The sequence below is a fragment of the Halorubrum sp. FL23 genome, assembly GCF_052439115.2.
GTDB classification, from domain to species: Archaea; Halobacteriota; Halobacteria; order Halobacteriales; family Haloferacaceae; genus Halorubrum; species Halorubrum persicum.
This window is the reverse complement of record NZ_JBQVRO020000020.1, coordinates 1-13,626: the sequence shown is the minus strand read 5'-3', so window position 1 is coordinate 13,626 and position 13,626 is coordinate 1. Positions and strand designations below refer to the sequence as shown.

At 55.4% G+C, this 13,626-nt stretch carries 13 protein-coding genes and 3 pseudogenes; 7 read left to right on the top strand and 9 right to left on the bottom strand.

The window, feature by feature from the left end:
• Positions 1-11: 11 nt before the first annotated feature.
• The 4 genes and pseudogenes from ACT4MF_RS16695 to ACT4MF_RS16680 form a co-directional block, all read right to left on the bottom strand.
• On the bottom strand, positions 12-749 hold the full coding sequence (locus ACT4MF_RS16695; RefSeq protein WP_444683146.1) for a hypothetical protein: 738 nt from the start codon (positions 747-749) through the stop codon (positions 12-14).
• Positions 750-880: 131 nt separating this feature from the next.
• Positions 881-1,075: pseudogene (locus tag ACT4MF_RS16690) on the bottom strand (PIN domain-containing protein); the annotation flags it as partial.
• Entirely contained in the window at positions 1,072-1,671 is a 600-nt protein-coding gene (locus ACT4MF_RS16685; protein ID WP_444683147.1) for a DUF7437 domain-containing protein, read from the bottom strand. The gene ACT4MF_RS16685 and the pseudogene ACT4MF_RS16690, both read right to left, overlap by 4 nt.
• A gap of 49 nt (positions 1,672-1,720) precedes the next feature.
• Positions 1,721-1,814 (bottom strand): annotated as a pseudogene (locus tag ACT4MF_RS16680) (DUF7558 family protein); the annotation flags it as partial.
• 333 nt (positions 1,815-2,147) lie between these two features.
• On the opposite strand from ACT4MF_RS16680, the gene ACT4MF_RS16675 reads away from it, so the two are divergent.
• The gene (locus tag ACT4MF_RS16675) at positions 2,148-2,981 is read left to right on the top strand and encodes a ParA family protein (protein WP_444683148.1); all 834 of its coding nucleotides are present in this window, start codon (positions 2,148-2,150) and stop codon (positions 2,979-2,981) included.
• Positions 2,981-3,418, top strand: coding sequence for a DUF7970 domain-containing protein (locus ACT4MF_RS16670; RefSeq protein ID WP_444683149.1), 438 nt, complete (start codon positions 2,981-2,983; stop codon positions 3,416-3,418). Before ACT4MF_RS16675 ends, ACT4MF_RS16670 begins: the two co-directional genes overlap by 1 nt.
• A 176-nt stretch (positions 3,419-3,594) precedes the next feature.
• Here the strand turns inward: ACT4MF_RS16670 and ACT4MF_RS16665 are convergent, their stop codons facing one another.
• Positions 3,595-5,205: a hypothetical protein gene (locus ACT4MF_RS16665; protein ID WP_444683150.1), complete on the bottom strand. Its 1,611-nt coding sequence runs from the start codon at positions 5,203-5,205 to the stop codon at positions 3,595-3,597.
• Positions 5,202-5,978, bottom strand: coding sequence for an ABC transporter ATP-binding protein (locus ACT4MF_RS16660; RefSeq protein ID WP_444683151.1), 777 nt, complete (start codon positions 5,976-5,978; stop codon positions 5,202-5,204). Before ACT4MF_RS16660 ends, ACT4MF_RS16665 begins: the two co-directional genes overlap by 4 nt.
• Before the next feature lie 201 nt (positions 5,979-6,179).
• On the opposite strand from ACT4MF_RS16660, the gene ACT4MF_RS16655 reads away from it, so the two are divergent.
• On the top strand, positions 6,180-6,464 hold the full coding sequence (locus tag ACT4MF_RS16655) for a hypothetical protein (RefSeq protein WP_444683152.1): 285 nt from the start codon (positions 6,180-6,182) through the stop codon (positions 6,462-6,464).
• A 56-nt stretch (positions 6,465-6,520) separates the two neighbouring features.
• On the opposite strand, the gene ACT4MF_RS16650 is transcribed toward ACT4MF_RS16655, so the two are convergent.
• The 3 genes and pseudogenes from ACT4MF_RS16650 to ACT4MF_RS16640 form a co-directional block, all read right to left on the bottom strand.
• Positions 6,521-7,159, bottom strand: coding sequence for a Cap15 family cyclic dinucleotide receptor domain-containing protein (locus ACT4MF_RS16650; protein WP_444683153.1), 639 nt, complete (start codon positions 7,157-7,159; stop codon positions 6,521-6,523).
• A complete protein-coding gene (locus tag ACT4MF_RS16645) occupies positions 7,159-8,088 on the bottom strand; it encodes a nucleotidyltransferase-like protein (protein ID WP_444683154.1) in 930 nt (309 codons plus the stop codon). The genes ACT4MF_RS16650 and ACT4MF_RS16645 overlap by 1 nt, the downstream gene beginning before the upstream one ends.
• A 688-nt stretch (positions 8,089-8,776) precedes the next feature.
• Positions 8,777-9,004 (bottom strand): annotated as a pseudogene (locus ACT4MF_RS16640) (IS5/IS1182 family transposase); the annotation flags it as partial.
• Between the two features lie 154 nt (positions 9,005-9,158).
• Between ACT4MF_RS16640 and ACT4MF_RS16635 the strand changes: the two are divergent.
• The 4 genes from ACT4MF_RS16635 (at position 9,159) to ACT4MF_RS16620 (ending at position 13,551) form a co-directional block, all read left to right on the top strand.
• Complete coding sequence (locus ACT4MF_RS16635) at positions 9,159-9,722, top strand: hypothetical protein (protein WP_256419331.1); 564 nt, start codon at positions 9,159-9,161, stop codon at positions 9,720-9,722.
• A gap of 249 nt (positions 9,723-9,971) precedes the next feature.
• Complete coding sequence (locus tag ACT4MF_RS16630; protein WP_256419330.1) at positions 9,972-11,786, top strand: transposase; 1,815 nt, start codon at positions 9,972-9,974, stop codon at positions 11,784-11,786.
• An 815-nt stretch (positions 11,787-12,601) separates the two neighbouring features.
• Entirely contained in the window at positions 12,602-12,808 is a 207-nt protein-coding gene (locus ACT4MF_RS16625; RefSeq protein ID WP_444683767.1) for a hypothetical protein, read from the top strand.
• Between the two features lie 224 nt (positions 12,809-13,032).
• Positions 13,033-13,551 carry a hypothetical protein gene (locus ACT4MF_RS16620; protein WP_444683766.1) on the top strand — a complete coding sequence of 173 codons (519 nt, stop codon included), beginning with the start codon at positions 13,033-13,035 and terminating at the stop codon, positions 13,549-13,551.
• Positions 13,552-13,626: the final 75 nt, after the last annotated feature.

The following is a 13,626-nucleotide window of genomic DNA, read 5'->3' as shown; positions in this document are numbered from 1 at the left end:
GAAGATTCGTACTACTGAGACTTCTGCTGAGTGTAAAAGTCAATAATCGCATACTCGACGACCTTCCTGTTGAACTTCTCTTTGCGTTTTCCAAAAGTCCAGACTCCTACTAAGGAGAGCATAAAAATCAGGCCGAGTATCGCTGTTGACCTGACTGGGACGAGTGACCAGAAACTACCAATCCAGACTCCAGCGACAAAAATGAGTGACACAAACCACATTCCCCACATACTCCGGTGGAAGGTGTGGATTGATTGAAAGCGAAGGGCCCGAGTCGCAGGTCCACTCTCAAGGTAGCTTAGAACCAGTTGCATCAATCGACCATGGTGCCCAAACTCATTGGCCAAATCGAACTGCTCCCTGGCTAACGGCCAGAACTCTTGCTCGACTTCGGTCACGTGAAGATCAGACAATGTACAGCGCTCGAATCCAAGCCAACTCCGCAACCTAGAGGGCAAGAATTCAAAAGTTCCGTCTGGGTCGTATGGGTCGATTCCCCGCATATCCGCGACGAGAAGGCCGAAAAGACGTGGTTTTCCATTTAGTCTACTAGCAAATGCCTGGATAATGTGGCCAGCAATAAATCCGACAACAAGGAATGCAGCTACAAGAACTCCGGAAGATAGGCTACCGAGATATTCTTCGACACGCACAGTAGCCATAATGACTACCAGAAGCATTGAACCAGGCAACAAATTCGCGAGGATATCATAGATGTGTAGCGATCGAAGCACTCTCGCAACTGCCATTTTGGTTGAAGCTCTCCGGCTTCAACAAGAAAGTTTGTGAATCCAGATATGGGGCACAACCCCCCGCTTTCAGGGCACGGCAGGATTCGGCTTATCCATTACCCGAGTGCCTGCTGGAGTGCCCGTTATACCTTGTCGATCGCGGCGTCGATGAGCGGCCCCTCGACGTCGGGGTTGTCGATGGTCAGCTCCTCGTACACTCGTTCGGGGAGGCCGAAGGTGACGTCGTTCTGGCGAGCGAACCGCCGAATGGCCTGATACCGACTGTTCGACGGTTGTCCCATCGCGACGAACAGGCCGGTGTCGGCGATGTGGAGCCGGCTCACGCGTCGTCGACTGTGTCGCCGTCGCCGACGTTCACCTCATCCAGAGATGCCCCACCCTCCTCGATGTCGTAGTGCTCGTGGACGACGGGCCGCAGCGACTGCAGAATCATCTCCGCGGCCAACGGCGAGATGTCCAGGTCCTCAGCCATCAGCCGGTGGGTCACCTCGCCGCGCTCACGAGCAACAGCGTAGGTGAGCGCCGTCGCGAGCCCGGCGACGCCGTGGCGGTCGATGTAGGTATCGATGTCGGCGTTCGTCTCACGACGGCCGACAGCGTCGATGAGCGCCGGCGTGAACGTGTACTCACGGTCACCAGCAGCCGTCGTCACGGTCAGGTCGATCGGGCGGGCGGCGTACCGACGGGGCTGCCCGTCGTCGGTGACGTCGACGACGCCGGCGTCGACGAGCCGGTTGACGTAGCTGTAGGCGGTCCCCTGGGCCAGTTCGAGATCGTCCATCACGTCCTGGACGGTCGCCTCGCCCTCCCGAGCAAGGTACGCATACAGCTGGGCCAGCTGCGGCTCCTCGAGGAGGTACGCGACTGAGAGGAAGTCGCGGACAATGTCGCCGTTAGCACGATTTGAAGTGCGTGACACGGACCGTTCTTAATTACAGTTTACAGCAAAACCGTAAAGGGTATTTGGATCACTTCGCCGGCGTCGCGACGAGATGTTTCTGGAGGTCACGCGTCCAGTACGTCGCGAGCCCGCCAGTTACAGCGGGCGCACAGGTGCGACGGGCTTCCAGCACTGCTACCCTCCCACTCGCGCCCTCCAGTCGCTCGTTGAGGAAGGGGACTTAGCGCCTACAAAGCGTTAACCCGGATAATTGAGGCCACTGGTTCGTCTCTGTTCGATGTCAGAGTAAGTAGCAGGGACTGCGATAGTTGTGGGATGCCGAGCGACAAGGAGATCTGAGTGTCTCTTACTAGTTATTCTTATTGTGCTTTCTTATCTGTCTTACTAATTGTACTGACTAATTGTACTTGCTAGTTGTACTGTATAGCACAACTAACCATACTAACTGATTTGTCTGACGCAAATTTATGACGAATGGGTCTAACAGGTGAGACATGCTCACGTACACGACATACAGCGAAGCTGGCGGCGTCGGAAAGACGACGCTTGCGTCGAATCTCGCCGACGCGCACGGCCAGCACGATCGCGATGTTCTTGTAATCGATCTTGACCCACAAAACGGCTCGTTAACGTATTTACTCGGTGTTGACGCTCCACGTGATGATAGTAACGCAGACAACATTGCGCGCCACCTCATCGACCGGCCAAAGGGGGCATTTGAAGACCTCATCCTTGAGACGCCATTTGGATTCGATCTCGTTCCAAGCCACAATATGTTAGAAAACCTCGCTGATCTCCTTGCTCGCGCTGCCTCAATGGCAGAAGACCTCGATGAAGAGTTCGAGCGCCACGATCAGCTGCGACAGGTACTTCTCAACGCGGGCATCCCCGAGGAGTACGATACGATCGTCGTTGATCCGCCGGCAACTGCTGGCCCCCATCTCTACAACGCCATTGGCGCAACCCGTTCGTTGGTGATCCCGCTGGAACCGACAGGGAAAGGAATGCAATCGATAGAGGGGCTCCAAGATGTCGTTCAGGGCTTCGAAGAGACGGTGGGTGTCACCGTGGGTGTGCTCGCAGTTGTACCGAACGGTGTTGGCCGGACGACGGACCAACAACGGTACCTGACGCGTATTCGCGAGCTGGGGTACGACGCGCCAGTCGCAATTGGTGAGCGATCGTCGCTATTCGAAGGCTGTTGGGACAAGCAGACGACAGCATTCGCGTACGTCAATGAGTATCGATCTCGGAAACGCGATCATGAAATGGAGACGCTCGAGCAGTTACACGAACTCGCCAGCCATCTTGAGGAGGTGAGTGCCTAATGCCGAACGGCATGAAGTCCGGGAGCGGCGATGATCCGTTCGCCGAGGATGACGATGTCGACGAAGAGCCTGTCGACGATGTCGAGGATACGGACACAGATGCTGGCGATCCGTTCGATGAGCAATCAACAGCGCCAGAACCTGATCCGGCGTCGACGACGCTACCAGGCATCCCTGACCATCCTGCTGACGAATCTTCCCGGCTGCCGTGGATCCACCGTCGCGATGGAGTGAAAGACGATCGGGACCACAAGACGATCCACTATACGGAACACACGGTAAAGAGGGAACGTCGGGAGCTCCGGCCTGCGCTTGAGGAACGACTTGGGGATGATGTCGAACTCACTGATGCCCGAGAGGCGGCATATCTCGTCGGAATGGACCATCTAGATGAAGTCGCTGACGTGCTTCGAGAGTGGGGATACGATATCGAGTGACCGGTATCGGTCCTTCGCGTGTTACCTGAAGAATCACACCGAGCGCGCCCCAATTGGGAACGCCGAACAGTTCCCCTCGCAGGGCTCACAAGGGCGATGTTCCACCGGTGTGTCGCCGATCGGCTTGACAGCGAACATGTGCTCGGCGGACGGCCCGTCTGAAACGACCGGCGTGATCACGCCAGCGTATAGCGTCGGTGCCGCCGGAGCGCATAGCGGTAGGAACCATACGAAACGCCGCTCGTCAACAGCAGATACGTACCGAAGAGCACGCCAAATACGGGCGTCAACACGACGTTTCCGGTGACTGCGAACCACGTCACGAACAGCCCGAGAGCCGTTCCGCCACCCACGACAAACAGGTACACCATCATGACGAGCGTCGACGGGACGACCGTTTCCGTCCCCCAGAACTCGCGCTCCTCGTAGATTGGGTACGCCGAGCCGATGCCGACCGCGAACATCGCCGCAGCGAGACACATCACAACTCCGACGGCGGCAGTTGCCACCGCCTGAAGCACCGTTATCCCCAAAAGGATCGAGACGAACGAGCTGAGAACAGCGACCGGCACTCCAATCGCAACGCCGGCGAGGAGCCGTCCACGGACGAGAGCCGCGGATGATGTCTCGGTGAGAAGGAGGAGCGGTAGTTGCGGCCGCTCGTCACCGAGCGGGTTCAACCCGAAGGTAGCGCCTGAGAGGTAAGTCGCGAGAACGACGCCGCCCCCAGTGATGAGGGGTCCGAGGGCGTCGCCCGAAAACTCGAGAAACATCGTCGCGAACGGTGCGATAAAAAAGACGGCGATCAGAAGGTGACTCAATTCCGCCGGGTCACGGCGACCGCGCACGAGAATCCCCCACGCGATACGACCGGGTTTAGTCCATGCGAACGGTCGTGGGGCAGAGAATCCGCCGCTCGATCGCCGCACCTGCGTCGACTCGTTGTTGCCGACCGGATCGGTAAACCAGAGCGTAGAAACCTGCCTGGTCGAGACGGCGAGACCGACCGGTGTGAGAGCGATTAACGCCGCGAGCACCGCTACCGCCCCTAGGGAGGTCGGTCTGGAGACCGGTGTTCCGACGAACGCGAGCGCAACGTATTCCACGAGGGGATCGAACGCTACTGTCGACAACAGCCGCTGTACTGAGAGGTCGGATTCGACGATGAATTGCCCGACGAACTGCGACGCGACGACGAGCCCGACCATCGCGAGGATACCGACCGCTTTCAGGAGACGGCGAAGGCTGGGGAGTTGCCGCAGGAGTCGCAGCACAGCAATTCCTCCGGCGTACCCCCAGACGGCGGCACAGCAGACGAGTGGCAGCGCGACCGCCCCGGCCGAAGCGACGAGCAGCGGCGAGCCCATTCCGAGTGCGAACGTGACAACCACTGCTCCGACTGGGATACCGAACCACAGGGAGAGCCGTCCCATCTCTGCTGTGATGAGCCCGATAACGACTGCTCGCGGGTGAACCGCCAGCAGGACGAAATCCGCACCGTCGATGTGTCCGAGTCGTTCGAGGGTCCGAAACACCGATATCGACAGGAGACCCAGAGGAACGAGCGTCGCAGCGGGCGCGAAGAACGGGACCGCTGTCACGGAGCGCGCGGTTTGCCCGAGCACATACGCCGTCGGCAGCGCGAACAGGAGCGCGCCGCCGAAGAACAGCGCCGTGATCAGGAGTCCAAGGACTCGACGGGGGTTTCCGAGGTACCCACGGAGGCTTCGGACGAACTCCGCCCGCCCGATTCGGAGCCCGTGGCGAACGTCCTGTCGGAGGCTCATTTTCTCTGAGAGGCCGCGCCCGTTTCGGGTTCGCTCGTGACGGCGAGGAACGCGTCTTCCAAGGATCCACTCTCGCCAGTCTCCGCACGGGCCTGTACTTCGGTGGGCGTCCCCTCGGTGACAAGTCTACCGTCAAACAACACTCCGACCTCGTCAGCGACGGCTTCGACCACCGGAAGAATGTGTGTTGAGAGGAAGACCGTGGTTCCAGCGTCGGCGAACGCGGTGATCGATTCCCGGATCGTGCGCGCCGCTCGGGGGTCAAGCCCCGATGTCGGTTCGTCTAAATACAGGACATCCGGTTCGTGCAGGACGCTCTGTATGAACGCGGTCTTCTGTTTCATTCCCTTCGAATAGCCGTCGATCCGCCTGTCCGCGTCACCGGCTAACCCGAATTGGTCGAGGTACTCGCCGATGCGCTCGCAGGCAACGGACCGCGAAATGTCGCGAAGATCAGCGACGTATTCGAGCTGCTCGCGGGCGCTAAACTCGTCGTACAGCGGCGGCGTCTCAGGGAGATAGCCGATCCGACCCGCGATCGCACGCCGGTCGCTCGGGTCGATGCCACAGACGCGTACCGATCCGCTGTCCGGATCGCTGAGACCGGTAAGGAGCCGCATCGTCGTCGTCTTCCCCGCACCGTTCGGGCCGAGAAAGCCGTAGACGGTCCCGTGCGGGATGTCGAGCGTGAGACTGTCGAGAGCGACTTCTGAGCCGTAGCTCTTCCGGAGATCGGTCGCCAGAATGGCAGATTCGTCGTGGGTGGAGGGCATACGTAACGGATGTCATTTTCCGAACCAGTCGTCTATGCGTTTCGGAATTATCTTTCCGCGCGAATGAAGCCCTGTTCGGCCATCTTGTCGTCAACGTCGACGGCACGGTACATTCCGTCAAGACCGGTCGCGACGACGACCGATGGGGACTTCCAGGCGTCGAGACAACCGGCGAGTGCGCCCAAGAAGTGACGTGTGCTGGTGAGTTGTGAACCTGCGGGCTACCTCGACCTGGTCAAGGACGCGGTCGGCCGGGGCCAGTTCAAGGAGGCGCGTCGTGTTCGCTCGGTTCGCGCCGTCGACCCAGAACGCCGGGCCGACACCGCCGAGGATGTGATCGAGGAGCAGCGCTTGGACCGGCGTTACCCCGAGGTCGTCGTCAACGTCGACGAGTGTGACACTCGGGGCGAGTTCCGGAAGATCGGCGGTCGGTCGTCGAGAGGTTCGCATGGTCACGTAGATGGAGAGTCGTGTAAAAAGGGGTGAGCCATAGACGGACGGTGAAAGTGGAAGTGGTTCGGGTCGGTGACTTTGTTTAGTCGTCAGGAGGTACGTTCTACCTCAAGACGGCCCTGATTCTCTCGGTTTGGCCCCGTGTAGTACGTCCCTTCGAGTGTTTCAGATTCAGGGTCATACTCAATCGTGGTCGTCCCCGCGTGCTGGTCAACCTCGTCATGGAAGTCATCACCCCTATTGTCGTAGTTGTAGGTTAGCGTGGGTGGCTCGTGGTCGAATAGGATGGTCGCACCCGTGCTTTTTGAAGTCGAGTTCGGGCCGTCAAACTCAACGAGAATCCGGTCCCACGACTGCCTGATTCGCAGAGTCGCCTCCATCTTCACGAGATCGTATCCGAGGTCGTTGACGGCAACCACGTCTTCGTCGTCGTACTCGTCCGTGTCTGTGTAGAGGTGGCCGGTCCACTCGCCGCTAAGATCTGGTGGTGAACCGATTGCCTTCGAAATAGGCCAAACGTTCCACAGTCCCCTCGAAACGACGAGATACACGGCTGTCGACGCTAGTACGAACGAAATCGTCACGTTGCCGAAGATACCGTATCCCGTGAGTGAAGCAACTGATGAACCGAGATTGTCGGCTATTAGGACACCTGCTGCACCGAACGCAAAGAGGGTGATACGGCGGCGTCGTGGTTGATCGGTCGAGAACCCGTGGGTCCCGCGCATTAGAGGTCGTCGAACATCGTCCGCATCTTCTCGATGTACTTCTCAGCGCCGTCAGTGTTCCATTGCGTGTTCTCGTCCCCGAACAGATCCTCCATCTCTGATACCTGATCGAAGCCAGTGAGGTCTGTACTGTCCCGTTCAAACCACGAGAGCACGTCATCGAACCGGTCGGTGAGATCGGACGTTTTCAGGACGTGGTCGGGTACATTGTAGATCAGGCACTCGATGTAGTAGGAGGGCGTGTCGAGGGTGAACAAATGATTATCGTTGTAGTGGCCCCGCGCGTTTTTGAACATCCGCACAGTCTCGCGGAAGTTGTCGTGTTTCGCGTTCCCGTTCTCGTAGTGTACTTTCGGAAAGTTGACCCACCACTCGTCACTCATGAGGGGCTTGAACATCATTCCCTCTGTGTATTCGGGATCTCCATCCTCGGGATAGGTGTGATAGATGCGGTACTCCTGAGCGGCGACCACGTCTACGTCGATGGGAAGCGGATTATGAGGACCCGAGATTTCGATCGCCTTCCCGGAGTTATCGATGGGGTCCTTCAGCAGGTTTTCGCGATAGAATTGTCGCAGGGCCTGTACAACACTATCACGAAAGCCATCGTCGTACCCGTAATCTGCCGGGGAGTTATCATCGTGGTACCGCTCCTGCTCTTCATCAGTGAGATCACTGAGGTCCCGCCTCCACGGAGATCTGAGTTGTACGATCAGATCGAGATCGCTCGACCCTCTCGTGTTGGTGTAGTTCTTGTACGACCCTTGGGTGTAGATTGTGAACGCGTTGATGTCGGTGTGTTGAACGAGAGCTGACCGATCACGATTCAGGTCTCGTTCGATCCTCTCTCGGGCAGTCTTCGAGTTCTGGTTTGCGGCTGTCTCTCGCTTGGCCCATGTGTCGGGAATCTTGGACTTCCGAACTGCCATTATTCGCCCGCCTCCGCTTCGTTTTGGGATGTGGTGTGTTCAATAGACATCCGAATGAAACAACGGATTCCGGAGACATAAGCGTAGCCAGACCGGTGTGGAAGTGATAATTAACACTGGAATTTGCCCGAAGGCGTGGCTGTCCCACGGGAACAAAAGGGGGGTTGAGTGGCCGTGGGCCACAATCTCGGAGGATGTGTTTGATGCGTGCCTTATTTTCACGGCTATTGGGTGGTTATCCACTGAGGGCATGTGTAAATCAATCGCCGCCGTGGTCAACTGGTTGGCCGTTTGAAAACAGCGATAGCGACGAAGCTTGGGATCCGACTGTATTTGACCGTATTATCAATTTTATATTCAATATTGATACTTGATTATTTTGCGAATAATCAGTGCCGTTTCGGCATTCATTGTTGGGTAGAAAGGTGCTATCTGCTCGGTTGAAATCTTAATCTTCGGATACTTCTTTGTCTGAAACAGCCGGTCGCTGAAGAGTACAGTTATCGAATAGAACACGAATGTCCAAAACTTTAATAATAAATCGGACTGTCTTGCCAATATGAGTTGGTTAAAAGAATTTATTGTAGGGATCATAGACTCTTATAAAACAGATGTAAAAATCATAATTCTACTCGTCATCGTGTTTCTAATCATTGTCGGACTTTTCGAACTTTACGAACTGATAATTTAATAGTCGCACACTCAATCTTGGTAAATAGATAATCTTCGTGGAGTGTTTCGAAGCGTGACTGCGGTCAAATCTTGACGCATCAACGCCAACAACTCCACTCGTCGGAAGTTCGACTAATCCAGGAGTTCGGCGGATACGTGGCATCTCGATCAGTTCGTCAAGTACCCCACGATAGGTCGTGTTCTTCCGAACTTTGAGACACAGCAGAACAACGTGCTGGAGAAGTGGCTCTGTTGAAATCCTAGTCTTCAGATATATTTTTGCCTGAAACAGCCGGTCGGTGAGAGCTGCGTATTGAATCCGGTCACAGAGTACCTGTCCGTTTTGGAATTTTATTTCTCCCGAAAACACTTATTCTCAACCACTGTATCCTGAATTAGTGAAACGACGCTCATTCTTACTCGGATCTACAGGGATTGCCGGTTTATCCGGGTGTCTCGGAATTCAAAGTGGAAATGAAAGTGGAAATATTCGTCCCGAAGGGAACCCTACCGACGCTCCTAATGAGTTCGTCTGTGAAAGCAGCGAGTTCAATAGACATCTTAAGCCGTATGATTCAGACAATCTCAGGTGGGGCGATACAGACGAAGAGTCACTCCGTGTAGATGGACTCTCGTTCAATTATGGGGAAACGGCTGAGATCAGCTTACATGCCAACGAACGAGGTACCAGCGACTCATTTAATTTCGAGATATATACCGAGAACGGGTGGCGCGATGTGCGGGGAGTAGTAGACGACAGTAAGATCGGCTATACTGATGAACTTGTCAATGGTGGCTTCACATGGGAGCTCGAATTGACTGAAGAGGGAATCATCTCCGCAAGTAATGATACAATCCCCCTTGAAGTGTGTCCTGATCTCGTTTCGGGTCGGTATCGATTCATTTTCTGGGGCTTGATCGGAGACGGGTCTGTTGCTGTCAGTTTCGACATTGACGTATGAATACACTATACTGAACGAGAGCAGTGACCACTTCCACTCCGCTGATGGATTCTTTATATAGTTGGCAAACAAATATGTCTCTACGTGACAAGAACCGCGGCACAGGCCCCAACCGGGTCACGGTGGGAGCGCCTCGGTCCACGGAGGCATCTCGACAGCGCGGGCTATGAATCTACACCGAAAGATTACGACGTAGACGGACTTTACACCACGAATACTGGCGATCTTGTCGAAGCACGGTCCTTCGATATGACATTCCGCGAAATGGTTGACGGCGTTCTTACAACCTACCCACGCGAGCAACAGGTCCGACACGATCGGTCAGTCACGCTAGAAGATATTGTCGCCGAAGTCCCAGCCTGCTACCTCCGATTCTACGATACTTTCGACCACGAACAGGGCGACCCGAAACCTTGGGAAGCTGTCTTCCGAGCGCACGTGCTCCGCTGCGTGAAAGGCTGGAAGAGTGAAACGACTCTCTGGAAATACCTCAAACAGAAGCCGTTTCTTACCACGCAGCTCGGCTTCGATGGAATCCCCCATCAGTCCACACTCTGGCGGGCGTGGGAAGACCGTCTCAAAGACGTTCGTGGTGCGGTTCGAGATGCTGCCGAAGTCGTCGTAGACATCGCTCGATACCACGACATTCCTGCGCCCGAACCTGAGTTTCTACCCGACCAGCCGATGGACACGGTCACGCGATCGAAAAGCAAGGATACGCTCGCTCGTGAGAAGGCCCGAGAGGTTTGGAAGGGTGCGAAACCCATTGTCGAGGACTGCTTCCATCTTGACCGCAGCGGGAACGCAAGTATTCCCGAAGGCGCATTCTGGGAACAGCAGTCATATTTCGGGATGCGGAGTGATATGCACCCGAACGACGGCGCACAGTCCTTTGCCACCGACTCTACCCGGACGGAAACGCCGTCGGGTGATTCACACCGGTTACAGACGAAGACGCTTGGCGTCGAACGTATCCGGACGATGCTCCGGGACACTAGCCGGACGCTCGTTAAACAGGCGAAAGCGAAAGACAAGATGGGACGCAAGCAGATGGCGGCTATCGACTTCACGAAGGGCAACCCGTGGAGTGGACATGTTGAACGTGACAGCAGCGGACAGAATCAGGAACCGTGGATTCTCGGTTACAAAGGCGACGACGGGCCATTCTTCCAGTGGGCGGTTATCAAACTTGTCGGCCACGATGTCCCACTGATCCTTGATGCTGTTCCGGTCGTTCGAAGTCGAACGCGGGCGGATATCGTGGACGATCTCCTAGATGGAGCGACCGAGATCGTCCCCGGACTCGATTTGGTGATGATGGACCGTGAGTTCGCGCCTGACGGCGTGAAAGAGGTCTGCGAGGAGCACGATGTCTACTACCTCAATCCCGGCGTTGTGCGGTCCAGTAGTGACCATGAACACCAGATCGCCAAGCTTGCCAGCAAAGACAAAGACTTCGACGTCGTCGAGCAAGAGCGCCTCGACGACAGGCCGACACGGAAGGCAGTCTACCTTCCGAAACGCGAGTGGGAACGTGAAGAGGAAGACGACGACGGGACGGACGTGACAATCCGACAGGAGCTCATCGAGGACTTCGAAGATATCGGTGACACCACGCCGCTGTCGGAGGACCGTGACGGCGACTCGCCGCTAAGCAACCTCCTCGACGAGGTTGCCGAAGAAGAGGAGATCAAGGAGCCGGCGCGTGTCGAAGCGCCGACGGTACCTTTTGAGACAAATCTCCCGTGGGTAGATGTCGATCCCGATGATGAGTGGGAGATGAAGCACCAGATCGGGCGGCTGATGGTCCGGTACAAGCAGCGCTGGGGCATCGAGAACGGGTTCAAGAAGCTGAAGACGTTCCTCGCGGAGACGCAATCACCTGACCACCGGTTCCGGTACTTCAACTTCGCGTTCGCCTGCGTGTTGTATAACTGCTGGCGACTCGTGGATATCCTCGTGCAGTTGGAACTCCACGGTGAGGTCGGCGACCAGCCGGCAGTCTCTTCGAACTCGTTCCTGACATTTGCCAAGAAGAACTACGGCCTCGATCCACCCGACTAATTTCTCGTCTCCTCTGAGCTTGCTCGATCGTGAGCGGCGGCGCTGGCCTACCCGGCGATTTTCTATCGGATTTGTGAATGCTACGCGATAGGTCTTTCAGAAGCGCGCTTCGAGACCTGCTCGGCCACTTATTTCAGATGACTTAGCCTCGAAACCTGTGCATCATAGACCCATCTTCGCAACATCCACAATCTCGGAGGATGTGTTTGATGCGTGCCTTCTGTTCGGGTAGAAAGTGAATGAATCAAAAAATAGTGGTGATATTCTCCTCAGTAAATTCCTTGAGAAAGATTGGTCTCAACACATACGACAATACCGGTTACTGTATCCGTTAGCTACCACCAACGAAGGAAGATCTCCTCGACGTCCTACTTGCCCGACTCAAACGGTTATGTCGTCCACTTAACCACTGTTTGAGTATCGATCAGGATGGTTCCTTGAACTCTTTTCTCAGAGTAGAAGACAATGTCAACTTCATTTGCATCTGAAATTCAGAGACTGTACGGTACCGATAACCCCACGAATTCGTCCACTCTGCCGCTCACTTCGTCATCAAAGAAGTCCAAGTTCGCAACATCCCAGCGCCTGAGACTCAGCCTAAGGCAGAGATTGTCGACGAATTTCAGCAGGTCACCTACGAGGTGAACGGCTGCACGTCCAGAATGGTAACGGCCAGTTGATCATCACCCCGGCTGGCACCAATATGTCGCGACAGAACTCTCATGATTTCAAGAGGCCGACGGCTCCGCTCAGATCTGTCTCTTTTATCATCGATGCCAGAAGACATATATGTGTAGTTTGTGTAGTAAAAAAAGATGAGCATAGACAATCTCGGCAAGATGATCGGTATCGCTGCCCTTGCGGGGATAGTTATTCTCGCCGGCAGTTTCTTGATCACGGCACAGATACTCCTGTCGGTGATCATCACCTTATCCGTTGTCACGACAGGGTTATTGACCTATCTACTGTGGCGGTACTTCGGCGGAGAGAGCGGCGGTGACGGCGGAAACGTTCGGGTATAAGCGAAAACCCATCCAAACGAGTGTCTCTCTGCCCACAATACTTCGGTACGATTCGGACTAATATTTTTGTGAGATCCATAACTACTATAAACATTAGTTATATCACCAGTAAACACAGTAGATAATACATGTACTCTACTATAAATCGATATATTAGGAAGTATTCAATATTCCATGCACAAGTAATTATAAGTTGTTGGCCATATTAGATTTATACGGAGAAAATGAAAGAGAATTCTTCAGAGAACCTAACACGGCGAAACGCGTTGAAAAGTATCGGTGTCGCAACTGCCAGTTCCCTCTCGCTGACCGGGTTCGCCAGTGCGGACACGGATACTGATCCCGGAACCGCGATCCAGGGGCTTATGGAAGACGCGAAGTACGATCAAGCAGAACAGCTCGCAGAGGAACACGGCGGGGCACTTGAGACGAAGGAGGTCTCAGCAACGCCGACAGCTTTCAATGACGACGAGGTTTCGACGGATAACTTCTGGTCTGCACCAGCCGACTCACCAAGTTCGCTCTCGGTAGGTATCAGTGAAGGTTCTTGGATTCCTGCTGACTATCGGATCCACGCGAACTGGGATCTTAACGAGGATGACATTGTGTTTGAAGGGTATCACACCTGTCCCCCGGACGCGGCTGCATTGTTCTGGAACGGTGATTACTTTGTTCCCCCGGAGTCAGGAACGGACAATTTCTACGGGAACGACAGGGTTTCCTACAATGGGATGGAAACATAGTACGTGTTTACCCCGAGGACGAAACAGCTGGCACAGCCTGAGCGCGTGACACCATATCGTTGTCCCGGACGACAC